This is a genomic window from Achromobacter animicus (assembly GCF_040775605.1).
GTDB lineage: Bacteria > Pseudomonadota > Gammaproteobacteria > Burkholderiales > Burkholderiaceae_B > Achromobacter > Achromobacter animicus.
This window is the reverse complement of record NZ_JAYGJK010000001.1, coordinates 3,785,701-3,809,894: the sequence shown is the minus strand read 5'-3', so window position 1 is coordinate 3,809,894 and position 24,194 is coordinate 3,785,701. Positions and strand designations below refer to the sequence as shown.

The 24,194-nt window shown below is 65.7% G+C and carries 22 protein-coding genes; 12 read left to right on the top strand and 10 right to left on the bottom strand.

The features are described from left to right. The first annotated feature begins 46 nt into the window (after positions 1 to 46). Positions 47 to 1,159 (top strand): NADH:flavin oxidoreductase/NADH oxidase, encoded by a 1,113-nt coding sequence (locus tag AB3147_RS17420; RefSeq protein WP_367352569.1) that lies wholly within the window; start codon positions 47 to 49, stop codon positions 1,157 to 1,159. Positions 1,160 to 1,225: 66 nt separating this feature from the next. Here AB3147_RS17420 and AB3147_RS17415 read toward each other — a convergent pair. The 4 genes from AB3147_RS17415 to AB3147_RS17400 form a co-directional block, all read right to left on the bottom strand. Then, a protein-coding gene (locus tag AB3147_RS17415) for an IS3 family transposase (protein WP_438860984.1) occupies positions 1,226 to 2,571 on the bottom strand; the annotation gives its coding sequence in 2 pieces (ribosomal slippage) (positions 1,226 to 2,104 and positions 2,107 to 2,571; 1,344 coding nt in all). 139 nt (positions 2,572 to 2,710) lie between these two features. Further along, positions 2,711 to 3,361 carry a dUTP diphosphatase gene (locus tag AB3147_RS17410; protein ID WP_367353552.1) on the bottom strand — a complete coding sequence of 217 codons (651 nt, stop codon included), beginning with the start codon at positions 3,359 to 3,361 and terminating at the stop codon, positions 2,711 to 2,713. Positions 3,362 to 3,452: 91 nt separating this feature from the next. After that, a complete protein-coding gene (locus AB3147_RS17405; protein ID WP_367352567.1) occupies positions 3,453 to 4,004 on the bottom strand; it encodes a hypothetical protein in 552 nt (183 codons plus the stop codon). Positions 4,005 to 4,017: 13 nt separating this feature from the next. Further along, a complete protein-coding gene (locus tag AB3147_RS17400; RefSeq protein WP_175123449.1) occupies positions 4,018 to 4,656 on the bottom strand; it encodes a DedA family protein in 639 nt (212 codons plus the stop codon). 106 nt (positions 4,657 to 4,762) lie between these two features. Here AB3147_RS17400 and AB3147_RS17395 point away from each other — a divergent pair, with 106 nt between their 5' ends. The 6 genes from AB3147_RS17395 (at position 4,763) to AB3147_RS17370 (ending at position 10,206) form a co-directional block, all read left to right on the top strand. Next, complete coding sequence (locus AB3147_RS17395) at positions 4,763 to 5,803, top strand: metal-dependent hydrolase (protein ID WP_218344743.1); 1,041 nt, start codon at positions 4,763 to 4,765, stop codon at positions 5,801 to 5,803. Between the two features lie 147 nt (positions 5,804 to 5,950). Continuing rightward, complete coding sequence (locus tag AB3147_RS17390) at positions 5,951 to 6,718, top strand: IclR family transcriptional regulator (protein WP_175183825.1); 768 nt, start codon at positions 5,951 to 5,953, stop codon at positions 6,716 to 6,718. Positions 6,719 to 6,786: 68 nt separating this feature from the next. Next, on the top strand, positions 6,787 to 7,491 hold the full coding sequence (pepE, locus tag AB3147_RS17385; RefSeq protein ID WP_367352566.1) for a dipeptidase PepE: 705 nt from the start codon (positions 6,787 to 6,789) through the stop codon (positions 7,489 to 7,491). Continuing rightward, on the top strand, positions 7,488 to 8,417 hold the full coding sequence (locus tag AB3147_RS17380; protein WP_239214016.1) for a DUF1177 domain-containing protein: 930 nt from the start codon (positions 7,488 to 7,490) through the stop codon (positions 8,415 to 8,417). Before pepE ends, AB3147_RS17380 begins: the two co-directional genes overlap by 4 nt. Beyond that, positions 8,414 to 9,103, top strand: a complete 690-nt coding sequence (locus AB3147_RS17375) for an AroM family protein (protein WP_367352565.1) — start codon at positions 8,414 to 8,416, stop codon at positions 9,101 to 9,103. The genes AB3147_RS17380 and AB3147_RS17375 overlap by 4 nt, the downstream gene beginning before the upstream one ends. Before the next feature lie 113 nt (positions 9,104 to 9,216). Further along, on the top strand, positions 9,217 to 10,206 hold the full coding sequence (locus AB3147_RS17370; protein ID WP_175183823.1) for a Bug family tripartite tricarboxylate transporter substrate binding protein: 990 nt from the start codon (positions 9,217 to 9,219) through the stop codon (positions 10,204 to 10,206). Positions 10,207 to 10,336: 130 nt separating this feature from the next. Here the strand turns inward: AB3147_RS17370 and coaBC are convergent, their stop codons facing one another. From coaBC to AB3147_RS17350, 4 genes are all read right to left on the bottom strand, one after another. Beyond that, on the bottom strand, positions 10,337 to 11,533 hold the full coding sequence (gene coaBC, locus AB3147_RS17365; RefSeq protein ID WP_175123442.1) for a bifunctional phosphopantothenoylcysteine decarboxylase/phosphopantothenate--cysteine ligase CoaBC: 1,197 nt from the start codon (positions 11,531 to 11,533) through the stop codon (positions 10,337 to 10,339). Positions 11,534 to 11,811: 278 nt separating this feature from the next. Next, complete coding sequence (gene lspA / locus AB3147_RS17360) at positions 11,812 to 12,342, bottom strand: signal peptidase II (RefSeq protein WP_218344749.1); 531 nt, start codon at positions 12,340 to 12,342, stop codon at positions 11,812 to 11,814. Positions 12,343 to 12,344: 2 nt separating this feature from the next. Next, positions 12,345 to 15,212 (bottom strand): isoleucine--tRNA ligase, encoded by a 2,868-nt coding sequence (gene ileS, locus AB3147_RS17355; protein WP_175123440.1) that lies wholly within the window; start codon positions 15,210 to 15,212, stop codon positions 12,345 to 12,347. After that, positions 15,202 to 16,167 (bottom strand): bifunctional riboflavin kinase/FAD synthetase, encoded by a 966-nt coding sequence (locus AB3147_RS17350; RefSeq protein WP_175123439.1) that lies wholly within the window; start codon positions 16,165 to 16,167, stop codon positions 15,202 to 15,204. The genes ileS and AB3147_RS17350 overlap by 11 nt, the downstream gene beginning before the upstream one ends. 146 nt (positions 16,168 to 16,313) lie before the next feature. Between AB3147_RS17350 and purN the strand changes: the two genes are divergently transcribed. Further along, positions 16,314 to 16,979, top strand: a complete 666-nt coding sequence (gene purN, locus AB3147_RS17345; RefSeq protein ID WP_175123438.1) for a phosphoribosylglycinamide formyltransferase — start codon at positions 16,314 to 16,316, stop codon at positions 16,977 to 16,979. Between the two features lie 1,189 nt (positions 16,980 to 18,168). After that, positions 18,169 to 19,596 (top strand): RsmB/NOP family class I SAM-dependent RNA methyltransferase, encoded by a 1,428-nt coding sequence (locus AB3147_RS17340; RefSeq protein WP_367353551.1) that lies wholly within the window; start codon positions 18,169 to 18,171, stop codon positions 19,594 to 19,596. Here the strand turns inward: AB3147_RS17340 and AB3147_RS17335 are convergent. Together AB3147_RS17335 and AB3147_RS28290 are read right to left on the bottom strand one after the other, a co-directional pair. Beyond that, entirely contained in the window at positions 19,580 to 19,960 is a 381-nt protein-coding gene (locus tag AB3147_RS17335) for a hypothetical protein (protein ID WP_367352564.1), read from the bottom strand. The two genes, AB3147_RS17340 and AB3147_RS17335, sit on opposite strands and share 17 nt — an antisense overlap. A 340-nt stretch (positions 19,961 to 20,300) precedes the next feature. Further along, a complete protein-coding gene (locus AB3147_RS28290) occupies positions 20,301 to 20,477 on the bottom strand; it encodes a hypothetical protein (RefSeq protein ID WP_370633070.1) in 177 nt (58 codons plus the stop codon). Between AB3147_RS28290 and AB3147_RS17330 the strand changes: the two genes are divergently transcribed. From AB3147_RS17330 to AB3147_RS17320, 3 genes are read left to right on the top strand one after another with little or no spacing between them, the layout of a single operon-like run. Then, positions 20,397 to 21,533 (top strand): DesA family fatty acid desaturase, encoded by a 1,137-nt coding sequence (locus AB3147_RS17330; RefSeq protein ID WP_370633069.1) that lies wholly within the window; start codon positions 20,397 to 20,399, stop codon positions 21,531 to 21,533. The two genes, AB3147_RS28290 and AB3147_RS17330, sit on opposite strands and share 81 nt — an antisense overlap. Continuing rightward, on the top strand, positions 21,530 to 23,824 hold the full coding sequence (locus AB3147_RS17325; RefSeq protein ID WP_191575584.1) for a UvrD-helicase domain-containing protein: 2,295 nt from the start codon (positions 21,530 to 21,532) through the stop codon (positions 23,822 to 23,824). The genes AB3147_RS17330 and AB3147_RS17325 overlap by 4 nt, the downstream gene beginning before the upstream one ends. A 6-nt stretch (positions 23,825 to 23,830) precedes the next feature. Beyond that, entirely contained in the window at positions 23,831 to 24,136 is a 306-nt protein-coding gene (locus AB3147_RS17320) for a chorismate mutase (protein WP_175123434.1), read from the top strand. Positions 24,137 to 24,194 lie beyond the last annotated feature (58 nt).

Sequence of the window (24,194 nt, the reverse complement as noted above, 5' to 3'; positions counted from 1 at the left end):
TCCGGGCGCTATGCTGTGTCGTCCAACGCTCCCGGAGCCCCCTAGCATGAGCCATCTGTTCAGCCCCACGTCAATCGGCAACGTCGAACTGCCCAACCGCATCGTCATCGCGCCCATGTGCGAATACTCGGCGGAAGAGGGCCGTGCCACCGACTGGCACATGATTCACCTGGGACATCTGGCGCTATCGGGCGCGGCGCTCCTGTTTACCGAAGCCACCGCGGTCGAGGCCGATGGCCGCATCTCGCCGGGAGACCTGGGCCTGTGGTCCGACGAAACCGAAGCCGCACTGGGCAAGGTGGTCGCCGCCGTGCGCCGCTACTCGCCGATCAAACTGGGCATCCAATTGGGACACGCCGGCCGCAAGGCATCCAGCGATGCGCCCTGGAACGGCGGGCAACTGGTGCCCGAAAGCGACGGCGGCTGGCTGGGCTGGGCGCCGTCGGCTGTGCCGCACAACGCGCACGAGCCCGCGCCGCATGCACTGGACGAAGCGGGTCTTGAGCGCGTCCGCAATGCGTTTGTCGACAGTGCCCACCGCGCGCTGCGCCTGGGTTTCGATGCCATCGAGGTGCACGCCGCGCACGGTTATCTGCTGCATCAGTTCCTGTCGCCGCTATCGAATCGGCGCGACGACGCGTACGGGGGATCGCTGGAAAACCGCATGCGCTTTCCGCTGGAAATCTTCCAGGCCCTGCGCGACATCACGCCGCCTTCCGTGGCGCTGGGCGTGCGCGTATCGGCGACGGACTGGGTGGAGGGCGGCTGGGACCTTGAGCAGACCCTGGTGTTCGCCGAGGCGCTGAAGGCGCGCGGCTGTGAATTCATCGACGTGTCCAGCGGCGGCGTGTCGCCGCAGCAGAAGATTCCGGTGGGGCCGAATTACCAGGTCCCGTTCGCCGAAGAGATCAAGCGCCGGATCGGCATGCCGACCATCACGGTGGGATTGATCACCGAGGCCCAGCAGGCCGAGGACATCCTGGCGCAGGGCAAGGCAGACATGGTCGCGCTCGCGCGCGGCATGCTCTACGACCCGCGCTGGCCGTGGCATGCGGCGGCCGAACTGGACGGCCAGGTCAGCGCGCCGAAGCAATACTGGCGGTCGCAGCCGCGTGAGCTGAAGGCGCTGTTTGGCGAGACGCGCTTCGGACAGCGATAGGCTGCCAGGCAAGGTCAATGAAAAAACGCCGCGATCTGAACTGACCCCCAGAAGTTGGACGGTCAGCTAAAGCCCGAAGGCCTGAGCTCGGTATTGCACCGGGCTCAGGCCTTTTAGCTTGAGCTTGATGCGATCGTGATTGTAGTAACGGATGTACTGTCGGATGCCGGCTTGCAACTGCTCGATGCTTTCGAAGCGATTCAAGTGGAAGAACTCAGCCTTGAGCGTGCCGAAGAAGCTTTCCATAGCGGCATTGTCCAGGCAGTTTCCCTTGCGTGACATGCTTTGCGTCACCGATCTATCTACCAGCATCCGCCTGTAGTTCTGCTGCTGGTACTGCCAGCCCTGATCGGAGTGCAGCACTGGACGCTCCGTCGGCAGCAGCCGCGCCAGCGCCTTCTTCAGCATGCTGCCCACGAGCTTGAACACCGGCCGGCGGCTGGTCTCGTAGGCCACGATCTCGCCGTTGTACAGGTCCATCACCGGCGACAGGTACAGTTTCTCGCCACGTACGTTGAACTCGGTCACATCGGTGACCCACTTCTGGTTCGGACGCGCCGCCTCGAAGTCGCGCGCCAACACGTTGGCCGCCACGTGGTGCGATTGGCCTCGGTAGGACCGGTACTTCTTGGCGCGCACCAGCGACTTCAAGCCTAGCGCCTGCATCAGCTTCTGCACGGTCTTGTGGTTCACTAGCTCACCGGCCTGGCGCAAGACCGCCGTAATGCGGCGGTAGCCGTAGCGGCCCTTGTGACGGGCATAAACCGCGCTGATGCGCTGCTTGAGCTCGGTGTACGGGTCCACGGCTCCGAACGACTTCAGGTGGTAATAAAACGTGCTGCGCGACAGCTTGGCTACGCGTAGCAGTAGTGCCAGCGGATGCTTGGGCCTTAATCCTTGGACCACTTGCGCTTTCCAACCAGCGCCCGGGTCTTCTCCGCTTCGATCAAGGCCTTCATTTTTTTTAGGTAATCGTTCTCCGCGCGCAGATAGGCCAGCTCTTGCTCGAGTTCTTCCTTGGTCATGTCCTTGGACACCGGCTCTGAGGGGTACTTATGCGGCATGCTTGCTCCTCGGCGCTTGCGCGCCAGCGCCTCTATACCCCCAGCATCATACTGGGCGCGCCATTTCGTAATGTGCCCTGTATGACGAATCCCCAGCAACACCGCTGCCTGCGTGTCCGATAGACCTTCGCGCCGGATCTTGATCAGCACCGATTGTTTGAAGGCCGCGCTATACGAGCCAGATTGCCTGCGCAACCCGTTAACGCCATGCGCTCGAAAACTCCCGACCCAGCGCCGCACCATTGAGTGCGGCACTTCGTATCGGCGCGCCACCGATTTGAATCCGTCCGTGCCTTGCAGGTACGCCTGCACCACTTTGATCTTGAACTGCTCTTCGTACTTCGCCATGTAAAAACCCCCGAAGGTTGGATTGATGTCCAACTTTCGGGGGGCAGTTCAATCGCGGCGTTTTTTTCGTCAGAATTCTGCGGGCAGCTTTTCGCGCCAACGGTTTGCGAGCAGCGCCGGCCGTCATCGGCCACGCCGCCTACAGCTTGGCGTATGCGGCTTCCAGCTCGCGATGCAACACGTCGGCAAAGTCCGCGCTGGCGGGATCCTGCTGCGACAGCAGGCGCGCCAGCACGACGTTGTCTTCCTCGCCGTTCCAGATCTTGATGTAGGTGCCTTCCTTGTAGCCGTGCTGCTGGCGGAAGATGTTCAACACGTTCTTGGACACGTATTGCGTGTAGGCGTCGTTCCAGGTCATCTCGCAGGCGGTCATCGTCTGCTCCAGGACCTTGAAGCTGGCGCGTCCGCACACGGCCAGTCCGCCGATCAGCTCAAGCAGTTCCGGCACGTTCAGCGCGTCCAGGGCGTAAGCCTTGCCGTCCAGCTCGACGCGGGCGGGTGAGGCCAGGTCGGCGACCAGCGCGCGTGCGGCGGCTTCGACGTCGCCAGCCGACTGGACAATGGTGTGCGACAGATAGAAGTGCAGGATGTCGACCAGTTCCATCTGGACCTGCGGCAGGTCGATGGTCTGCTTCTTCCACCACTTCCAGCCGTAGTGCTCCAGGGCTTCGGCAGATTCGACGAACGCGGCGCGCAGGAAGCGAGCGCCGCCGTTGACCCAGTCCGGATTGATCATGCTGTTCAGATGGCCTTGCAGCTTCAGCATCGTGGCCGCCTGGGCCTGGTTCAATCCGACTACGTTGTTCACTTTCACTCCGGGAGGGGCTGGTTCAATGGCCGGAAATGTTAGCACCAACGCCAACCAGCCAAGCCGCAGCGTGTCAGGCGCCGTCTTTGCGGTATGACGACGGCGTCAGGGGCGGCAGCTTGTTCAGCGGCGACTTGCGCGGGTTGCGCGCGCTGCTGGCCGCCTTGAACAGCATGAAGGCAAAGAAGGCCAGGAACACGGCGGGCATCAGTTCGTCCAGTTCAAACCGGGGGCTGTGAAACGCGCGGAAAGCGATGTTGGCCGCGGCCCAGCCTGCCATGATGCCGGCCACCGTCAGCACGGCGCCGATCTTGCGTGACCGCGCCTGCCGGGCGAGCGTGATGTTGGCCTCGTCGGGCTGGCCCGGGAACGTCGCCAGGGGCGCTTCGGATGCCGAACGCGCACGCGGGGTTGGCGACGCGGTATTGCCCCAAGGCGCGTCGGACAGCGAACCGGGCGTCGGGGAGGGCGGGACGGCCACGGGCATCGGCACGGCAACCGGCGCCGTCTGCCTGCGCGTTTCGCGCCGGCTGGCGATGCGGCCCGGCGAGGCGCCTTTCGCGTTGGTCAACTCTTTGATATAGCGCGCGAAATCGCCGTTCTTGGGCTCGGCATCGATGGCCATGACGCTCTCCGGATCAATTGCCCCGCCGCGCGCGCACCGGTTGGCGGCGCTTGCGCACCATGGCGAGGAGAAGCCCGCATCCTAGCAAAACCGAGAGCCCCGCGCCGATCATCATGGCGATCTGCTGCGCATTCTGCGCCGTGCCCAGGCTGCGCGCGGTGATGTAGCCGGGCGCCAGCATCAGCGGCATCCACAGCACTGCCGACAGCACGTTGGCCAGCTGGAAGCGGCCATGCGCCATGCCCATCACGCCCGCCACCGTGGGAATGGTGGAGCGGATGGGGCCCAGAAAGCGGCCGATCAGCACCGACGCAAAGCCGTAGCGGTAGAAGAACAGCCGAGCCCGTGCCACGCCGGTGCGCTGCTGCTTGAGCGGCCAGCGCCGCAGCACGCTGGGTCCCGCCCAGCGGCCCAGATAGTAAGAGAGCGCGTCGCCCACGATCGCGCCGGCGATGCCCCAGGCGATCACGCCCCAGGGCGCGAGCGTGCCGGCGCCGATCAGGCCGCCCGTCAGCAGCATCAGGGCGGTCGCGGGAATGAAAAGTCCCAGGAGTACCATGGACTCGCCCAGCGTGAGCAGGAAGGTGATCGGCCCGGCCCAAGCCTGGTTGGCTTCGATGAACTGGCCGATCTGGGTGATGTATTCATCCATGATGCAAAGTTGAAAATTAGCTGAACGCAATCGGGTATGTTAACGCCTGCGCGGCCGGCCGTGAGGCGGCTAGGCCATTTGGCGGAACGCTCGACGTTGGAGAAACATGGATTCAGTTACACAAGCGGTGCTGGGCGCCAGCATTCAAGGCGCCATGCTGGGGCGCGTGCAGGGCAGACGCGCCCTCATCTATGGCGCGGCTCTGGCCACCTTGCCGGATCTGGATGTCTTGATGAGCTACCCGGACCCGGTGTCGCTCATGACCTATCACCGCGGCTTCTCGCATTCCGTTTTCGTGCTGACCGGCCTGGCGATGCTGCTGGCCTGGCTGATACGCAAGTATTGGCCCAATGCGCCCTACGGCGGGCGAAGGCTGTTCCTGACGATATGGCTGGTGCTGGTGACGCATCCCATCCTGGATGCGTTCACCGTCTATGGCACCCAGTTGTTCTGGCCGCTGGCCCTCACGCCGGAAAGCTGGTCGACCGTGTTCATCATCGATCCGGTCTACACCGTGCCGCTGCTGTTGGGTGTCCTGTTTGCCATCGCGGTCGGAATGACCCGCAACGCGCGCCGCTTCATGGTGGGGGCGCTGGTCTTCAGCACGCTATACCTTGGTTTCGGGCTGGCTGGCCGCATGGCGGCCGAGCATCGCGTGCGGGACGCCATGCAGGAACAAGGCGTTACGGTGACGCAATTGCGCGCGGTCCCCATGCCGTTCAACACCTTGGTGTGGCGGGTGTTTGCCAAGACCGGCGATGGCGACTATTACGAATCGGTCAGCAGCCTGTTCGACCGCGATCCGCCGGAATGGGTGCGTTTGCCGCTCAATCTGGACGCCGGACGCGTGCTGGCGGGCGAGCCGCTGCACGAACGGCTGCGTTGGTTTACGGATGACTGGCTGCGGTATGACGTGATCGGCGATGCGCTGGTCGTGTCGGACCTGCGCATGGGCATGGCGGGTCACTACACCTTCCGGTTCAAGATGGCGGAGCGTGCGACGGATGGCACGTGGCGCGCGGTTACGCCGTCCGTCTGGCCGACCAGCCGCGGCGGCTGGAATGAGATGAAGCTGGTGCTGGGTCGCATCCTGCATGCGCAACCGCCGCTGCCGCTGGCCGAGTGGTCCGAGCTGACGAAGCAGTAGGCTGAAAGTCGGGCTGACGGCTCGCACGAACAAGGCTCCCGCGACCCAGGAGCCTTTTTTCTTGCGCGGCCGTATTGACCTGTTTCCGCTGCTTGCATTATTCTTGTTCGCTAATAAGGAACTTCGGTTCCGTTAAATGGAACATGCATGAGTATTCTTGACGGTGTTCAACGCGTGCTGTCGCTGTACGCAGAGGGCGCGGCGGAACTGAGCTTTACCGAGGTCGCCGCTAGGCTGGCCATGCCCAAAAGCACGGCTTCGCGTCTGCTGAACCAGATGCAGAACTACGGCATGCTCGATCAGGACGCCGCCACGCGCCGCTATCGGCCTGGCGCGCTGCTCGCGCAGGCCGTGCGTGCCGGTATGGCCGCCACGCCGCTGGACGAGGCCTGCCGCGCCGTCCTGGCCCGGCTGTCGGACGACAGCGGACTCACGGCGTATCTGTCCACGCTGAATCAGCGCGAGACCGTCGTGCTGCAACGGCTGAATGGCTCGCACCCCGTGCAGGTGCTGTCGCCGCCCGGATCGCGCCGCGCCGCGTCGGGCACGGCGATGGGCCGCGCGCTGCTGTCGCGGCTGACCGACACCGAATTCCAGACCCTGTATGGCGCCGATCCCGCCCAGTCGCTGCCGATGGAAGGACGAGACTGTCCAGCCACCGTCGGCGACCTGGCCGCGTTGGTGGCGCAGACGCGCGCGGACCACTGCGGCGTGGCGATCGACCAGGCTATGCCGGGCATCGGCGCCGTCGCGGCGGCCGTGCGGGACCCCGCCACCGGCGAACTGCGCGGCCTTTGCCTGTCGTTTGTCTCGTTCCAGGCTGATGCCGCGCGCGTGGCGGTGCTGCGCGAATCCGTGCTGCAGCACGTCGGTGCGCTTGGGCGCGAGCTCAACGATCCCTACTGGCTGAACTGACCTACTGAATGCCTTGTGGCGGCCTCGCCGCCGCCGCAACCAGAACCATCATCTATCGGACTTCATTCATGAACCTTCTGCTCCTCAGCAATTCCAGCAGCGACGCCGGCTATCTGGTGCACGCCATGGCCGACATCCGCGAACTGATCGAATCCCTGCCGCAAGGCGCGCCGGCCGTGTTCGTGCCGTTCGCGGGGGTCACGCGCAACTGGGACGACTACACGGCGCTGGTCACGTCGGCATTGGCCGACACGGGCCTGGCCATCCAGGGCCTGCACACCGCGCAGGATCCGGTCGCGGCACTGGAAGGCGCATCCGTCATCATCGTGGGCGGCGGCAACACGTTCAACCTGCTGGGCGAATTGCGCCGCCAGGGCCTGCTCGACGTCGTGGCGCGCCGCGTGCGCGAGGGCGCGGCCTACCTGGGCTGGAGCGCGGGTTCCAACCTGACGTGCCCCACCATCTGCACGACGAACGACATGCCCATCACCGACCCGAAAGGCTTCGACGCGCTGGGGCTGGTGTCCTTCCAGATCAATCCGCACTACACCAACGCGCATCCTCCCGGCCACCGCGGCGAAACGCGCGCCCAGCGCCTTGCCGAGTTCTGCACGCTGAATCCGGCCATGCCGGTGCTGGGCCTGCCCGAAGGCGCAGGCCTGCGCGTGCGCGGCGCCAAGATCGCGCTGGTTGGCCCGTACGACGCGCCGCTCTTCCTGGGCCGCGAAGAACCGCGCATGTTCCGTCCCGGCCCGGTGGAGATCCCGGCATGAAGCAGGTGATCGACGCCATCGAATTGCTGTCGTCCGCGCACGTCACGGGCGAATCCGTGGCACGGGTGCTACGAGACGCGGGCAATTGCGAAGTCGAGGTCACGCCTCTTGCGCGTGATGGCTTGGCCACGGATTTCCTGTCCATTGTCATTCCCGGCCTGGATGATTCGGCTCCGCAATTGGGCATCGTCGGCCGGCTGGGCGGCATCGGTGCGCGCCCCGCGGTGACGGGCCTGGTGTCCGACAGCGACGGTGCGGTCGTGGCGATTGCCGCCGCGCTCAAGCTGATGGCGATGGCGAAGCAGGGCGACGTGCTGCCCGGCACGGTGCGCATCCGCACCCACATCTGCCCGCGCGCCGGCACGCGCCCGCATCATCCGGTGCCGATGATGCGGTCGCCGTTCCCCATGCGCGAGATGATGTCGCACGAAGTGGATCCGCGCATGGACGCGATCCTGTCGGTGGACACGACGCGCGGCAACCGCCTGGTCAACAAGCGCGGCGTGGCGCTCACGCCGGTCGCCAAGCAGGGCTACCTGCTGCGCATTCCCGAGACCATGCTCGACGTCATGGGTTGGGTCAGCGGCGAACTGCCGGTGACGCTGCCCTTGACCACGCAGGACATCACGCCCTACGAAAACGGGTTGTGGCACGTGAACTCCCTGATGCAGCCGGCCATCGTCACGGACGCGCCGGTCGTCGGCGTGGCCTTGACGGCGCAGACCACCGTGCCGGGTTGCGCCACGGGCGTCACCAACGCCGTGGATGCCGACGTCGCCATGCGCTTTTGCATCGAGGTCGCCAAGCTCTACGGGCAGCGCGCCATGACCTTCTTCGACGACGCCGAGTGGGGCGCGCTGCAGGCCCGCTACGGTTCGATGGCGCACCTGCAGACGGTCGGCCGCGAAGACGGAGCCGCGCAATGAGCGCCCTCACACCGCGCCGCGTCGCGTTCTTCACCATCGGTCAATCGCCGCGTAGCGACGTGGTGCCGGAGATGGCGCCCGTGCTCGGCGCCCATGTGCGCATCGATGAGTTCGGCGCGCTCGATGGCCTGGACGCCGCCGCTTTGGCCGCGCTGGCGCCGCGACCGCGCGAATACCGCTTCGCCACGCGCATGCGCGACGGTTCCCAGATCGAACTGGACGCAGCCGCTGCCGAGGCGCGCTTGGCCGACGTGATGCGCCAGGCGGACGGCCAGGGCTACGACATCCTGGTTCCGCTGTGCACCGGCACGGCCATCGCGCCGATGCGCACCCTGGTGGTCGAGCCGCAGCAGGTCGTGGATCACCTGGTCGCGGGCCTGGCGCAGCATTGCCGCAAGGTCGGGCTGGTGGTTCCGCTGGAAGCGCAGGTCGACGCTTTTCATATGGCCGTGCCGCTGGAATGCGAAACGCAGGTCGTGCACGCGTCGCCGTACGAGGCCGACGCGCAGCAGGCCGCCCGCAACTTCGAGTCCGCCGGACGCGAGCTGGCGTCGTGCGATCTGATCGTCATGCACTGCATGGGCTACGCGCAGTCCATGCGCCAAGCCGTGGCGCAGGCATCGGGCCGCCCCGTGCTGTTGTCCAACCGCCTGGTCGCGCAGGCCCTGGCACAAATACTGGAATAACGCCGCCGGACGCAATCCCGAAGTTCCGGCCGCACAGGTTCGCGCGGCCGGTCCGGGCGAGCGGCGAGAGGAGACGAAGCCGACTTCGTCAATCAATCGTTGGGAGTTTTTTTATGATCAGCCGTACCTTGCACCGCGCCGCTGGCGCTCTATTCGCCGTCGCCGCGCTGTCGGCCACTTCGGCGTATGCCGCCGACGCCTGGAAGCCCGCCAAACCCGTGCGCCTGCTCGTGGGCTTCGCGCCGGGCGGTTCGGCCGATACGCTGGCCCGCCTGCTGGCCGAGCCGCTGTCGGCCCGCCTGGGCCAACCGGTCGTCGTCGAGAACCTGGCCGGCGCCGGCGGCAACATCATGGCGTACCGCCTGAGCCAGGCGCCCGCCGACGGCTACACCATCGGTATCGCCGCGGCCGGTTCCATGGCCATCACCCATGTCCTGAATCCCAAGGGCACGAACTACAAGCCCGCCGACTTCACGCCCATCACGCTGGCCGCAGTGCAGCCCAATGTGGTCATCGTGAACAAGGACGTGCCGGCCAACAACCTGGCCGAACTGAAGGAATATTTCCAGAAGACGCCGACGGCCACGTACGGCACCGCGGGCGTCGGCATCTCCAACCACCTGATCGCCGAGACCATGCTGTACAAGCTGGGCGTCAAGGTGCCGCACGCCGCCTACCGCGGCGCCGCGCCCGTGATCACCGACCTGCTCGGCGGCCACATCGCCATGACGATGGACAACATCTCGACCGCTGCGCCGTTGGCGTCGCAAGGCAAGGTCAAGGCAATTGCGGTAGCGTCGATCAAGCGCGCCGCGCAATTGCCCAACGTGCCGACGCTGGACGAGCAAGGCCTGAAGGGCTTTGACATGCCGACGTGGCAAGGCGTGTTCGCGCCCGCCGGTCTGCCCGCCGACGTGCTGGCCGCCTATTACGCCGCACTGCAGGACGTGCTGAAGCAACCCGCGCTGATCGAGAAGATGGCCGGCCTGGGTTCGGAGCCCGTCACCGGCATGACGCCCGAGAAGTTCAGCGAGTTTCTTGAAAACGACCGCAAGCAATGGGCGGACATCGTCAAGGCCGCGAACATCAGCCTGGAGCAGTAAGGCGCCGCAAGCGGCTTGAACCGCTGCAAAGCAAAACGCCAGACCCGAGAGGGCCTGGCGTTTTTTATTGGAGCGCCGGAGAAGAGGCGGCGGCTTGTCGGAGCATGACGCGCGGCAATGCGCCACCGCGTCAGGCCGGCATGCGCGCCGCGATCTCCGCGATGAGACGGCGCGCGGCATCCAGCTTGTTGCCGGCGGGCAGCGGGTGTGTGCCTTGCGCGTCGAACAGCACCAGTTCGGTGGTGTCGGCGTCCATGACCTTGTGCGCCAGATTGCCGACCAGCAGCGGGATGCCTTTGCGCGTGCGCTTGGCTTCGGCGTGCTCGGCCAGCTTTTCCGTTTCGGCGGCAAAGCCCACGCACCAGGGGCCATTTTCGAGCTTGGCCACTTCGGCCAGGATGTCCGGATTGGGTTCGAATTCCATCAGCGGCGCGCCGCCGCCTTCGCTGGTTTTCTTCAGCTTCTGCGTGCTGACGTTCTTGACGCGCCAATCGGCCACGGCGGCGACGGCGATGAAGATATCGGCATCGCCCACACTGGCCATCACGGCGTCGTGCATCTGGCGCGCGGTGGTGACGGGCAGGGCGGTTACGCCTCGCGGGATGGGCAGGAATGTGGCACCGGTGATGAGGGTGACGCGGGCGCCGGCCTCGCGGGCGGCGCGCGCCAGTGCATAGCCCGTCTTGCCGGAAGACCGGTTGCTCAGCACACGCACCGGGTCCACGGGTTCAGAGGTGGGGCCTGCGGTCAGCAGCACGTGGCGGCCGGCCAAGAGCTTGGGCTGGAAGAAGGCGATCAGGTCGGTCAGGATCTCATGGGCTTCGAGCATCCGGCCGTCGCCGGTTTCGCCGCAGGCCTGTTCGCCCGCCGAGGGGCCCAGCACGGTGACGCCGTCTCCGCGCAGGGTTTCGACGTTGCGCTGCGTAGCGGGGTTAGCCCACATTTCGCGGTTCATGGCGGGCGCCACCAGCAGCGGACAGGCGCGGGCCACGCACAGCGTGGACAACAGGTCGTCGGCCATGCCGTGTGCCACCTTGGCCATGAAGTCGGCGCTGGCGGGCGCGATCAACACGGCGTCCGCCCCGCGCGTCAGGTCGATGTGCGCCATGTTGTTGGGCACGCGCGCATCCCAGGCGTCCACGAACACGGGTCGGCCCGACAGTGCCTGCATGGTGACCGGCGTGATGAAGTGCGTGGCCGCCTCGGTCATCACCACGTCCACCGTGGCGCCTTGTTCGGTCATGCGCCGCACCAGCTCGGCGATTTTGTAGCAGGCGATGCCCCCGGTCAGACCGAGGACGATGCGTTTGCGGGCGAGATCGAGCATGAGGACGGGGCGGCGGGTTAGCGCCGCGTAATCGTGGAAGTGAGAGGGATTTTATTCTGCATTGCCGCAATGCGCCGTTCGTCATGCATTAGAGGGGGCATCAAACCGGACGAAAGCCGCGGAAGGCGCAGCATGGGGTAGGCCTGACGAAAGCAGAAAGGGGCGCAAAGAGGGCCGCTGAATGGGGGCGCAAACAGGCGCTTCGAAAAGGCGTTGCAAAGAGGCACTGCAAAAAGGCGGTGAAAAAAGGGGGGGGCGTTGCCCCCCCCCTTGTCTCGTCACGCTTGCGGCTTGCGGGCACGAAGCAGTTCGTCCAGCACCAGCAGCACGGCGCCGCAGGTGATACCGACGTCCGCAATGTTGAAAGCGGGGAACTGCCAGTCGTTCCAGTAGAAGAGCAGAAAGTCCACCACGTGGCCATACACCACGCGGTCGATGACGTTGCCGATGGCGCCGCCCAGGATGAGCGTGAGCGCCAGGCTGAAACGCGGTTGGCCGTGCGTGCGGCGCAGCATCCACACGATGACCACCGCCGCCACGACACCGAGGCCGGTGAACAGCCAGCGCTGCCAGCCTTCTTCGGAAGCGAGGAAGCTGAAGGCGGCGCCGCGGTTGAACACCAGCGTGAAGTCGAAGAAGGGCAGGATGTTGACGCGCTCGCCGTACTGGAATGACGTGTTGAAGTAGACCTTCGTCAACTGGTCCAGCACGATGATCAGCAACGCCAGCGCCAGCCAGCCACCCACGCGTGCGGGCGCGGCGCGGGCGGGGGCGGTGCCCGTCACTCCGGGTTCGGCGGGGCGGGCCATGTTCAAGCCTTGTCGCGGGCTTCGCCCGAGCCGAACAGGTTGGACACGCAGCGGCCGCAGATCTCGGGATGATCGGCGTCCTGGCCGACGTCAAGACGCCAGTGCCAGCAACGTTCGCACTTCTTGTGGGCCGACGGCGTGACCTCGATGCGGGTGTCACCTTCGCCCGCGTGCACCGCGGCGCGCGAGACGATCAGGACGAAGCGCAGGTCGTCGCCCAGGCTGGCCAGCAGTTGCTGGTCTTCGCCGTTGGCGTACAGGTCGACTTCGGCCTGCAGCGACGAACCGATATCGCCCGCCGTACGCACTTCTTCCAGCTTGCGCTGGACCTCGGCGCGGATGGCGCGCAGGCGCGTCCACTTGGCGGTCAGGGCATCGGCGTCCGCAAACGGCGGCAGCACGTGATAGACCTCGGTGAAGATCGTGGCGCGGGCTGCGTCGGCCTGGTTCTTCAGGGCGGAGGCAACCAGTTCCTTCCAGGCCTCTTCCGCCGTGAACGACAGGATGGGCGCCATCAGCTTGAGCAGCGTCTGCGTGATGTCCAGCAGGGCCGTCTGCGCCGAGCGGCGGGCGCGGCTGTCGGGGGCCGACGTGTAGAGGCGATCTTTCAGGATGTCCAGGTAGAACGCGCCCAGGTCTTCCGAGCAGAACGTCTGCAACCGCGAGACGGCCGGATGGAAATCGTAGCGTTCGTAGTTGGCCTGTACTTCCGACTGCATCTGCGCCGTCATGGCCAGCGCGTAGCGGTCGATCTCGAAGAGTTCGCCGTAAGGCACCGATTGCGACACGGCGTCGAAGTCGGCCAGGTTGGCCAACAGGAAGCGCAGGGTGTTGCGGATGCGGCGATAGCCTTCCACCACACGCTTGAGGATCTCGTCCGAGATCGACAGCTCACCCGAGTAGTCGGTGGAGGCCACCCACAGGCGCAGGATTTCGGCGCCCAGGGAATCGGAGACCTTCTGCGGGGCAATCACGTTGCCAACCGACTTGCTCATCTTCCGGCCCTGGCCGTCCACCACGAAGCCGTGCGTCAGCAGGGCCTTGTAGGGCGGCTGGCCGTACAGCATGCAGCCGGTCAGGAGCGACGAATGGAACCAGCCGCGATGCTGGTCCGAGCCTTCCAGGTAGAGGTCGGCGGGCCAGGCGAGTTCAGCGCCATGCGAACCGGCGAATTCGCCGTCCTTGCCGCCCAGCACCGTGGCGTGCGTGCTGCCCGAGTCGAACCATACGTCCAGCGTGTCGCGGTTCTTTTCGTACTGGTCGGCTTCGTCGCCGAGAAGCTCGCGGGGATCGAGCGCCTGCCAGGCCTCGATGCCGCCCTGTTCGACGCGCTGCGCCACCTGTTCCAGCAATTCGGACGTGCGCGGATGCAGTTCGCCGGTTTCCTTGTGCACGAAGAACGCCATCGGGACGCCCCACTGGCGCTGGCGCGACAGGGTCCAGTCCGGACGGTTGGCGATCATGGCATGCAGACGGGCGCGGCCCCAGGCGGGGTAAAACGCCGTGGCGTCGATGCCGGCCAGCGCCGATTCGCGCAGGGTCGGGCTGCCGTCCTTGGGCGCGACATCCATGCCCGCGAACCATTGGCTGGTCGCGCGGTAGATGATCGGCGTCTTGTGGCGCCAGCAGTGCATATAGCTGTGCTTGTGCTTTTCGACGTGCATCAGCGCGCCGGCTTCCTTGAGCGCTTCGACGATCTTGGGGTTTGCGTCCCAGATCGACAGGCCGCCAAAAAGCGCCAGGCTGTCCACGTACTTGCCGTCGCCCATCACCGGGCTGATGAAGTCGGTGTCCTTCATGCCGTGCTCCTTGCACGACACAAAGTCTTCGATACCGTAAGCCGGCGCCGAGTGCACCACGCCGGTGCCGGAGTCTGCCGTCACGTAGTCGCCCAGGTACACGGGCGCCTTGCGATCGTAGGCGGCGTTGAACTGCGCCAGCGGATGTCGGAACTCGATGCCTGACAGGGCCTCGCCGGGCGCCGTCGCGATGACTTCGCCTTCGAGGTCCCACGATTTCAGGCAGGCTTCGACGCGTTCCTTGGCGATGAGCAGCAGGGGACCGAACTTGGGCGTGGCAGCCGAAGTGACCCGCACCAGCGCGTATTCAATTTCGGGATGGACGTTCAGCGCCTGGTTGGACGGAATGGTCCAGGGCGTGGTCGTCCAGATCACGATGGCGCCGTCGTCCACCGAATCCAGGCCGAAGGCTTGGGCCAGCCGCTTGTGGTCGGCGAACGGGAACGCGACGTCGACGGCGGGATCCACGCGATCCGCGTATTCGACTTCAGCCTCGGCCAGCGCCGAGCCACAGTCAAAACACCAGTTCACCGGCTTCAGGCCACGGAACACGTAGCCCTTGTCCAGGATGCGGCCCAGCGCACGGATCTCGTCGGCCTCGTTGCTGTAGTTCATCGTCATGTACGGACGATCCCACTCGCCCAGCACGCCCAGGCGCTTGAAGTCCTTGCGCTGGCGATCGATCTGTTCGAGGGCGTAGGCGCGGGCCTTGGACTGCACTTCCGCCACGGGCAGGTGCTTTCCGTACTTCTTTTCGATCTGGATCTCGATGGGCATGCCGTGGCAGTCCCAGCCCGGCACGTAGTGCGCGTCATAGCCGGCCATGTTGCGGCTCTTGACGATGATGTCCTTCAGGATCTTGTTGACCGCGTGGCCGATGTGGATGTCGCCGTTCGCATAGGGCGGGCCGTCATGCAGCACGAAGCGCGGCCGGCCGCGGCTGGCCGCACGGATCGCCTGGTAGACGTGGTTTTCCTCCCATTGCGCAATCCAGGCGGGCTCGCGCTTGGCGAGGTCGCCCCGCATGGGGAAGGGGGTATCGGGCAGGTTGAGGGTCTTTTTATAGTCCATGAACGGCAAAATAGGCGCGCGCGTTTCGCGCGTCTTCGGCGATGGCGGCAGTCAGGGAAGGGAGATCAGGAAATTTTTCTTCGTCCCGCAGCTTTTGCAGGAATTCAACGCGTACGAGTTTACCGTAAGCGTTGACGGACTCGTCGAGCAGGTGTGACTCAAGCAGCACTCTGCCGCGGTCCTCGACCGTCGGGCGCACGCCCAGGCTCGCCACCGCCGGAAGTGCGCGGTCGGCCAGCCCATGAACCTGCACCACGTAGATGCCCGACCGCGCGGCGCATCGTTCGGCCACACGCAGGTTCATGGTGGGATAGCCCAGCGTGCGGCCGAGCTTCTGGCCGTGGATCACGTGCCCGCTGATATGGAACGGGTGGCCCAGCAGATGGCGCGCGCGTTCCAGGTCGCCCACGGCCAGCGCGGTGCGCACCTCGGAACTGGAAATGCGGTGACCTTGACGGTCGGTCACGTCCGCCAGCGTCTGGACCTCGAAGCCATGCACCATGCCGGCTTCGCGCAGCAGGTCGATATCGCCGCTGCGCTTGTGCCCGAAGCGAAAATCTTCGCCCACGAGCAGCCATTTGGTCTGCAGGCCCTGCACCAGAAGGTGCTCGATGAAGGCGTTGGCCGACATTTCAGCCAGCCGGGCATTGAACCGCTCGACCACGACCTGCGATATGCCGTAGCGCGCCAGCGCGGCCAGCTTGTCGCGCAACCCCGAAATGCGGGTCGGCGCCAGTTCCGGACGCTGGTTGAGGGTGGCGAAATACTCCCGCGGGTGCGGCTCGAACGTCATCACGGCCGGCGTCAGCCCGCGTTCGCGGGCCACCTGGCAGACGCGGGCAAGCATGGCCTGGTGCCCGCGATGGACGCCGTCGAAATTGCCGATTGTCAGCGCGCAAGGGGCGCGCCGTTCGGGCGGGGGCAGGGATCGGTAGATGCGCAGCGATGGTTTCACGAGCGAGAGTTTACAATTTTGGATTACGGGTTTGTTCGTATCCCGCCCGCAGGGGGTGCTCAGCCGCCTTTGCGGGCACGGCGTGCGCAGGGCGCGCGCCTGATTTCGGGACCGGAACCGCCCGTTTTCCCTTGGAATTGTTCATCTTGCCGGAAACTTCTTCTATTAAGCGCCGCCTCGTCATCCTGATCTCGGGGCGGGGCAGCAACATGCAGGCGCTGGCCGAGGCCTGCCGCGACGAACACTGGCCGGCGGAAATCGCCGCCGTGATCGCCAGCCGTCCCGACGCCGGCGGCCTCGAATGGGCCGCCGCGCAGGGCATTCCCACAGCGGCCCTGTATCACAAGGACTACGCCAGCCGCGAAGCCTTCGATACCGCGCTGGCCGCCGAAATCGATCGCTATGCGCCCGACTACGTCATCCTGGCCGGGTTCATGCGCGTGCTGACGCCCGGCTTCGTCAATCATTACGCCGGCCGTCTGGTCAACATCCACCCCTCGCTGCTGCCCGCATTCCCCGGCCTGCACACCCATGCGCAGGCGCTGGCCACCGGCGTGCGCGTGCATGGCTGCACGGTGCATTTCGTCACCCCGGTGCTGGACCACGGGCCCATCATCGCCCAGGGCTGCGTGCCGGTCCTGGCGGGCGACACGCCTGAATTGCTGGCCGAGCGCGTGCTGGCCGTCGAGCACCAGGCCTTTCCGGCTGCCGTTCGCTGGCTTGCCGAAGGCCGGGTTACCCTGACAAACGATCACCGCGTGGCCGTCCAGGGCGACCCCGTGCGCCTTTTTTCCTGGTCGCCGGCCGCTTGAACGGCCCTGAAAAGCATTTTTCGGGCGGAACGCTTCCGCCCTACTGGAATACACCATGACTAAACCCCAATCCCCGCGTTCCCGCCCGGCCGGCTCCTTCGGCGCCGCCTCGGAAGGCCGCGACGGCCGGTCTTTTTTCTCGCGTCCCAAGGGCGACGCCCGCAAACCGGCGCCGCGTGACCGGGCCGAATCCGGCGACCGCGCGCGCGACGAGCGCACGAGCGATCGCGGCGGCTATGGCCAGGACCGCGGCGAGGGCCGGGGCCGCCCCGACTCCCGCTCGTCGTTTGGCGGACAGCGCAATGAAGGGCGCGGCAGCGAACGCGGTTCGTACAGCCAGGACCGCCGCGAAGGGCAGGGACGCCCGGATTCGCGTTCGTCGTTTGGCGGTCAGCGTGGCGAAGGGCGTGGTTCCTATGGACAGGATCGCGGCGAAGGCCGAGGCAGCGAGCGCGGTTCGTACAGCCAGGACCGCCGTGAAGGCCAGGGACGCCCGGACTCCCGCTCGTCGTTCGGCGGCCAGCGTGGCGAAGGCCGGGGCTCCTTTGGTCAGGATCGCGGCGAAGGCCGTGGCGGCGAACGCGGGTCGTACAGCCAGGATCGCCGTGGAGGTCAGGGGCGCCCGGACTCGCGCTCGTCGTTCGGCGGCCAGCGCGGCGAAGGTCGCGGCTCCTTCGGCCAGGATCGCGGCGAAAGCCGTGGCGGCGAACGCGGTTCGTACAGCCAGGACCGCCGTGAAGGTCAGGGACGCGCGGACTCGCGCTCGTCGTTCGGTGGCCAGCGCGGCGAAGGTCGCGGCTCCTTCGGCCAGGATCGCGGCGAAGGCCGTGGCGGCGAACGCAGTTCTTACAGCCAGGACCGCCGTGAAGGTCAGGGACGCCCGGACTCGCGCTCGTCGTTCGGCGGCCAGCGAGGCGAAGGTCGCGGCTCCTATGGACAAGATCGCGGCGGTGCCCGTGGCGGCGAACGCGGTTCGTATGTACAGGATCGCAGCGAAAGCCGAGGCGGTGAACGCAATCCGTACGGCCAGGACCGTCGCGAAGAGCAGGGACGTTCGGATGCCCGCTCCTCCTTCGGCGGCCAGCGCGGCGACTCGCGTGGCGGCGAGCGCGATCACGCCCCGCAAAAGCCCCAGTCCAATCGACCCCGCCTGTCGCACGCGGCCATCCGCATCGATCAGGTGCAGCGCGTGCTGGGCGAAATCCTGCAATGGACCTATCCGGCCGACGCCGCGCTCTCGCACTGGCTACGCCATCACCCGAACCTGGGCGCGCGCGACCGTTCCGAAGTCGCCGAGGCCGTGTATGACGTGCTACGCCACCTGCGCCGCTACCGCCAGTACGGCGAAAGCGGTGTCGGCCCCGCGTCGCGCCGTCTTGCCATCCTGGGCCTGAACGCGACCCTGGGCGCCGAGTTCCTGCAGGAGGGCATGGACGCCGCCGAGGCAGAGTGGCTGCAGCGCGTGACGCGTATCGACGTCGCGACCTTGCCCCGTGCCGTGCGCGGCAGCATCCCCGACTGGCTGGACGAGCGCCTGAGCGCCATGGAAAGCCCCGAAACGCTGGTGGAAGCCCTGAACCGCCAGGCCAGCCTGGACCTGCGCGTGAACCCGCTCAAGGCCGAGCGCGACGCCATGCTGGCGGAACTGCAACAAGGCGCGGGCCGGTATGAGCCCACGGCCATGCCGTTTTCGCCCTGGGGCATCCGGATGGAAGGCCGCCCCGCCATCAACCGGTGGCCCCAGTTCGAAAACGGCAGCATCGAGGTCCAGGACGAAGGCAGCCAGCTGCTGGCCCTGCTGGTCGCCCCGCGCCGTGGCGAAATGATCATCGATTTCTGCGCAGGCGCCGGCGGCAAGACGCTGCTGCTGGGCGCACTGATGCGGTCGACCGGCCGGCTGTACGCCTTCGACGTCTCGGCGGCCCGCCTGGCGCGCGCCAAGCCGCGCTTTGCCCGTAGCGGCCTCTCGAATGTGGTCCCGGTGGTGATCGACAACGAGAACGACGCCCGTGTGAAGCGCCTGGCCGGCAAAGCCCAGCGCGTGCTGGTCGACGCGCCTTGCAGCGGCATCGGCACCCTGCGCCGCAATCCGGACCTGAAGTGGCGCCAGCACCCCGAGGCGCTGGCGGAACTGGGGCAGCTCCAGGAACGCATCCTGAACAGCGCCGCGCGCTGCGTTGCGCCCGGCGGCCGCCTGGTCTACGCCACGTGCAGCCTGCTGGCCGAGGAAAACGAAGTCCAGGCTGACCGCTTCCTGGCCAGCCATCCGGACTTCGAACGTGTGGATGCCGCCGAAATCCTGGGCGCCCGTTGCGAGTCCCTGAAACTGGAAGGCCCGTACGTGCAACTGCGTCCGGATCTGCACGGCACCGACGGCTTCTTTGCCGCTGTGTTCGAACGCAAGAAGAAGGGCGCCGGGACGGATGCCGCCGAGGCTGCTGAAGCCAACCTCGCCGACGAGGACGACCAGATCGACGCGGCCGATGGCGCTGAGGCCGAAGCCCAAGCGGGCGCCGACGCTCAGACCGATACTGCCGAGGAAACCGCCGTCGAGGAAGCCGAAGTAAAAGCTTCTGACGTCAAAGAAACGGAAACCGCGGTCAAGGACCCGGCGTAACGCCCACCGTTGCGCTGTAGCGGCGGGTTCCGATGGTCTTGTTCTGGTACTTCACTTCCCAGGACAGGGTATCGGAACCCGGCTGGTCGGCCTGGTAGACAATCTGCGCCACCGGCACCGATTTGTACGCGCAGCGCCCGGAATTATTGGACTGCCCGCGTGTCTGCTGGATGGTGGCCTTGCCCAGCGTCGGCATCTGGGTGATCGACACGCGCGGCGCCCGCAGCGCCAGGCAGTCCGACCCGCGGATCTCATAGTAGGAAGCCAGGACGGCGACGTCCCCAGACTTGAGCGTTTGCGCTGAAGCCGGGGCGGATATCGCCACACCGAGCGCGGCCAAGACGGTTAAAAAACGGTGACGCATTGTGGTGGGCGACATTCGTGGGAGAAAAGAGACAGTGGGCGGGCGGAACGGGGTGCAGTGTGCCCCGGTATCGTGGCGCCTTCAAGACTGCGGGTTTGCCTGACTGGAACTTTAAACGCCAAATGGTGCCAAAACCCGGTGCGACTGCGATTTTCAGGCCGTCCCCCTCTGGGTAAAGCCGCCGCAACCGCACAAGTAAAGCCTCTGCGCGCGCTCAAAGCGCTCGCAGGGCGGCTTTTTGGCTCAAAACCGCGCCTTAGTCCTTGATTTCTCTCAATAACTATTTTGAAACTAGATTGTCATCAGACGGCTAAGGTACGCTAAACTTTCAGCCACCTTCTCATGCGAGGCTCATAACAGCTTTATGGATTACATCCTCTCCTTCATTGCCGGCGGCCTGACCCAAGCGACTTGGTGGCAGATCGTCGTTTTCACTTTGGTCGTGACGCACATCACGATTGTTGCGGTCACGGTTTTTCTCCATCGCAGCCAAGCGCACCGCGGTCTGGATCTCCATCCGGCTGTCATGCACTTCTTCCGCTTCTGGCTCTGGATGACGACCGGTATGGTCACCAAGGAATGGGTGGCTATTCACCGCAAGCATCACGCCAAATGCGAAAAGGAAGGTGACCCGCACTCGCCCATGCTGTTCGGCATCTGGAAGGTTCTGTTCCGCGGCGCCGAGCTGTACCGCGAAGAATCGAACAACAAGGAAACCATGGCCAAGTTCGGCCACGGCACGCCTGACGACTGGCTCGAGCGCAACGTCTACAGCAAGCACAGCCTGTGGGGCGTGCTGACCATGCTCGCCATCGACGTCGCCCTGTTCGGCGCGATCGGCGTCACGGTCTGGGCTGTCCAGATGGCCTGGATTCCCTTCTGGGCCGCCGGCGTCGTCAACGGCATCGGCCACTTCTGGGGCTACCGCAACTACAACAGCCCGGACACCAGCACCAACGTGTTCCCGTGGGGCATCGTGATCGGCGGCGAAGAGCTGCACAACAACCACCACGCTCACGGCACGTCGGCCAAGTTTTCGGCCAAGTGGTACGAGTTCGACATCGGCTGGTGCTACATCAACATCCTGAAGTTCTTTGGCCTGGCCAAGATCAAAAAGGTTGCGCCCAAGCTCAAGCTGGACGACTCCCGCACGGGCATCGACCTGCGCACGCTGCAAGGCGTGATCACGCACCGCTACGAAGTCATGGCCCGCTATGCGGACGTGATCAAGAGCGCCGCCCGCGAAGAACTCGCCAAGCTGAAGGCTTCGCGTCAGGAAGGCAACGCCGAATGCGGCTACACCAAGCTGCACAGCGTGCGTCGCGCCATCCATCGCAACGAAGATATCCTGCAGCCCGAGCAACTGGCTGCCGTGGACAAGGCCATCGCCCAGAACAAGTCGCTGTCGACGCTGGTGCAGATGCGCCGCGAACTCGGCCGCATCTGGGAAAGCTCCAGCGCCAGCAGCGAACAGCTTCTTCACGACCTGCAGGCCTGGTGCCAGCGCGCCCAGCAAAGCGGCATCGCTGGGCTTGAGCAGTTCGCTCAACATCTGCGCCGCTACGCGGCATGATGCTAGAGAAGCTAAATCCTGAACAACGCGCCGCAGTAACGTTAGAACCGCAGCACGCCCTGGTCTTGGCCGGGGCGGGCAGCGGGAAGACCCGGGTGCTCACCACCCGCATGGCCTGGCTGATTCAAACCGGCCAGGCTTCGCCTTTTGGGCTGCTGGCGGTTACGTTCACCAACAAGGCCGCCCGCGAGATGCTGGCGCGCATGTCGGCGATCCTGCCGATCGATACGCGCGGCCTCTGGATCGGCACGTTCCACGGCCTGTGCAACCGCATGCTGCGCGCGCATCATCGCGACGCCGGTCTGCCCCAGAGCTTTCAGATCCTCGACGTCACGGACCAGCTTGCGGCCATCAAGCGCCTAATGAAGGCCAACGGCGTCGACGACGAAAAGTACCCGCCCCGCGATGTGCAGCGCTTCATCAACGGCGCCAAGGAAGAGGGCCTGCGTCCGCCGGACGTCGAAGCCTACGACGCCCATCGCCGCCGCCTGATCGAGATCTACCAGCTCTACGAAGCCCAGTGCCAGCGCGAAGGCGTGGTCGACTTCGCCGAGCTGCTGCTGCGTGCCTACGAGCTGCTGTCGCGCAACGCGCCCGTACGCGAACACTATCAGCGCCGCTTCCGTCATATCCTGGTCGACGAGTTCCAGGACACCAACACGCTGCAGTACAAGTGGCTGCGCCTGTTGGCCGGCGGCGGCGCGGCCATTTTTGCCGTGGGCGACGACGACCAGTCCATCTACGCGTTCCGCGGCGCGAACGTCGGCAACATGGCCGACTTCGAGCGCGACTACGCGCATGGCACCGTCATCCGCCTGGAGCAGAACTACCGGTCCTACGGTCACATCCTGGATTCGGCCAACGCGCTCATCGGTCACAACTCGGGCCGCCTGGGCAAGAATCTCTGGACCGACCAGGGCGAAGGCGAGCCGGTCCGCGTCATCGAACAGCCGTCCGATGGCATGGAAGCGCAGTGGATCGTGGACGAAATCCGTTCGCTCATCCACGAAGGCAGCGACCGCCGCGAAATCGCCGTGCTGTATCGCAGCAACGCGCAGTCGCGCGTCATCGAACACGCCATCTTTTCCGCCGGCATTCCGTACAAGGTCTACGGCGGCCTGCGCTTCTTTGAACGCCAGGAAATCAAGCACGCGCTCGCCTACCTGCGCCTAATGGCCAATCCGCACGACGACACGTCGTGGATGCGGGTGGTCAACTTCCCGACGCGCGGCATCGGGGCGCGCACGCTCGAGCAGTTGGCCGACGCCGCCCGGCAGCATGACACCAGCCTGTATGGCGCGGTGGCGCTGGTCGGCGGCAAGGGCGGTTCGAATCTGGCGCAGTTTGCGCAACTGATTCATCGTCTGATCGAAGAAACGCGCGAGCTGCCGCTGCCCGAAATGGTCGAGCACATGCTCGAAGCCAGTGGCCTGAATGCGCACTACAAGGCCGAGCGCGAAGGCGCCGAGCGGCTGGAGAACCTGAACGAACTGATCACGGCCGCGGCCGTGTTCGCGTCCGAGGAAAACTACGACGGCATGCCCGCCGGCGTGGTGCCCGATCAAGACACGTCGTCGACGCTCATGCCGGGCGTGGTGGACGCGCCGGCGGTTGCGGGAGACAACCTGACGCCGCTGGCCGCGTTCCTGTCACATGCGGCGCTCGAGGCCGGCGACAACCAGGCCCAACAAGGCCAGGACGCCGTCCAGCTCATGACGGTGCATGCCGCGAAGGGCCTGGAGTTCGACGCCGTGTTTATCACCGGTCTGGAGGAAGGACTGTTCCCGCACGAGAACAGCATCCTCGAGCCCGCCGGCCTCGAAGAAGAACGCCGCCTGATGTATGTGGCGATCACCCGCGCGCGCCAGCGCCTGTACATCAGCCTGGCGCAAAGCCGGATGCTGCATGGCCAGACGCGCTATGCGATGCGCTCGCGCTTCCTGGACGAAATTCCCGAGCAGCATCTGAAGTGGCTGACGCCCAAGGCTGGACTGGCGCCGATCAGCGCCACGGGCGCGGGCTGGGGTGGCGGCAACCGGGGCGATGCCTTCGGCCGCAAGCCGACCAACACCATTGCGCCGCGTCAACCCCGTGGCGTCGCAACCGGCGTCACGGTGGGCGACAAGCAGTATCGTGTGGGTCAGGGCGTCCGTCACGCGCGTTTCGGCGACGGCACCATCATCGGTCTGAGCGGCGCGGGTCAGGACGCACAGGCGGAAATCCACTTCCGCGACGTAGGCGCCAAAACGTTGGCGCTGGGCATCGCCAAGCTCGACATTGTTCAGGGTTGACTACATATGGCTACCAACGATTCCCCCAAAGCCGAGCTGGCGGCCCTGCGCGCCGAAGTCGACGAGATCGATCAGCAGATCATGTTGCTGCTTGGCGTGCGATTCCGTTGCACCGACATGATCGGCGAACTCAAGACCAACCACGGCATGGACCTGGTCGATCCCAAGCGCGAAGCCCAGCAGGTCGAGCGCATCCGCCGTTTGGCGCTGGAAGCGGGCGTTCCGCCCGATCTGGCTGAAACCATCCTGCGCGAAGTCATCGACACGGTAATCGACAACCATACCCGCCTGCGCGAGCGTCCGTACTCGTAACGGCAGGCGCGCGCCCAGCGCTTCCCACGCAAGCGCGCGGCACGCTCAAGCCCAAAGA

Bases quoted from the DNA above. Each gene is read 5' to 3' on its own strand.
- AB3147_RS17420 (WP_367352569.1), top strand. From the start codon at position 47: ATGAGCCATCTGTTCAGCCCCACGTCAATCGGCAACGTCGAACTGCCC.
- AB3147_RS17405 (WP_367352567.1), bottom strand. From the start codon at position 4,004: ATGGCCATCGATGCCGAGCCCAAGAACGGCGATTTCGCGCGCTATATC.
- AB3147_RS17400 (WP_175123449.1), bottom strand. From the start codon at position 4,656: ATGGATGAATACATCACCCAGATCGGCCAGTTCATCGAAGCCAACCAG.
- AB3147_RS17395 (WP_218344743.1), top strand. From the start codon at position 4,763: ATGGATTCAGTTACACAAGCGGTGCTGGGCGCCAGCATTCAAGGCGCC.
- AB3147_RS17390 (WP_175183825.1), top strand. From the start codon at position 5,951: ATGAGTATTCTTGACGGTGTTCAACGCGTGCTGTCGCTGTACGCAGAG.
- pepE (WP_367352566.1), top strand. From the start codon at position 6,787: ATGAACCTTCTGCTCCTCAGCAATTCCAGCAGCGACGCCGGCTATCTG.
- AB3147_RS17380 (WP_239214016.1), top strand. From the start codon at position 7,488: ATGAAGCAGGTGATCGACGCCATCGAATTGCTGTCGTCCGCGCACGTC.
- AB3147_RS17375 (WP_367352565.1), top strand. From the start codon at position 8,414: ATGAGCGCCCTCACACCGCGCCGCGTCGCGTTCTTCACCATCGGTCAA.
- AB3147_RS17370 (WP_175183823.1), top strand. From the start codon at position 9,217: ATGATCAGCCGTACCTTGCACCGCGCCGCTGGCGCTCTATTCGCCGTC.
- coaBC (WP_175123442.1), bottom strand. From the start codon at position 11,533: ATGCTCGATCTCGCCCGCAAACGCATCGTCCTCGGTCTGACCGGGGGC.
- lspA (WP_218344749.1), bottom strand. From the start codon at position 12,342: ATGGCCCGCCCCGCCGAACCCGGAGTGACGGGCACCGCCCCCGCCCGC.
- ileS (WP_175123440.1), bottom strand. From the start codon at position 15,212: ATGGACTATAAAAAGACCCTCAACCTGCCCGATACCCCCTTCCCCATG.
- AB3147_RS17335 (WP_367352564.1), bottom strand. From the start codon at position 19,960: ATGCGTCACCGTTTTTTAACCGTCTTGGCCGCGCTCGGTGTGGCGATA.
- AB3147_RS28290 (WP_370633070.1), bottom strand. From the start codon at position 20,477: ATGGAGATCCAGACCGCGGTGCGCTTGGCTGCGATGGAGAAAAACCGT.
- AB3147_RS17325 (WP_191575584.1), top strand. From the start codon at position 21,530: ATGATGCTAGAGAAGCTAAATCCTGAACAACGCGCCGCAGTAACGTTA.
- AB3147_RS17320 (WP_175123434.1), top strand. From the start codon at position 23,831: ATGGCTACCAACGATTCCCCCAAAGCCGAGCTGGCGGCCCTGCGCGCC.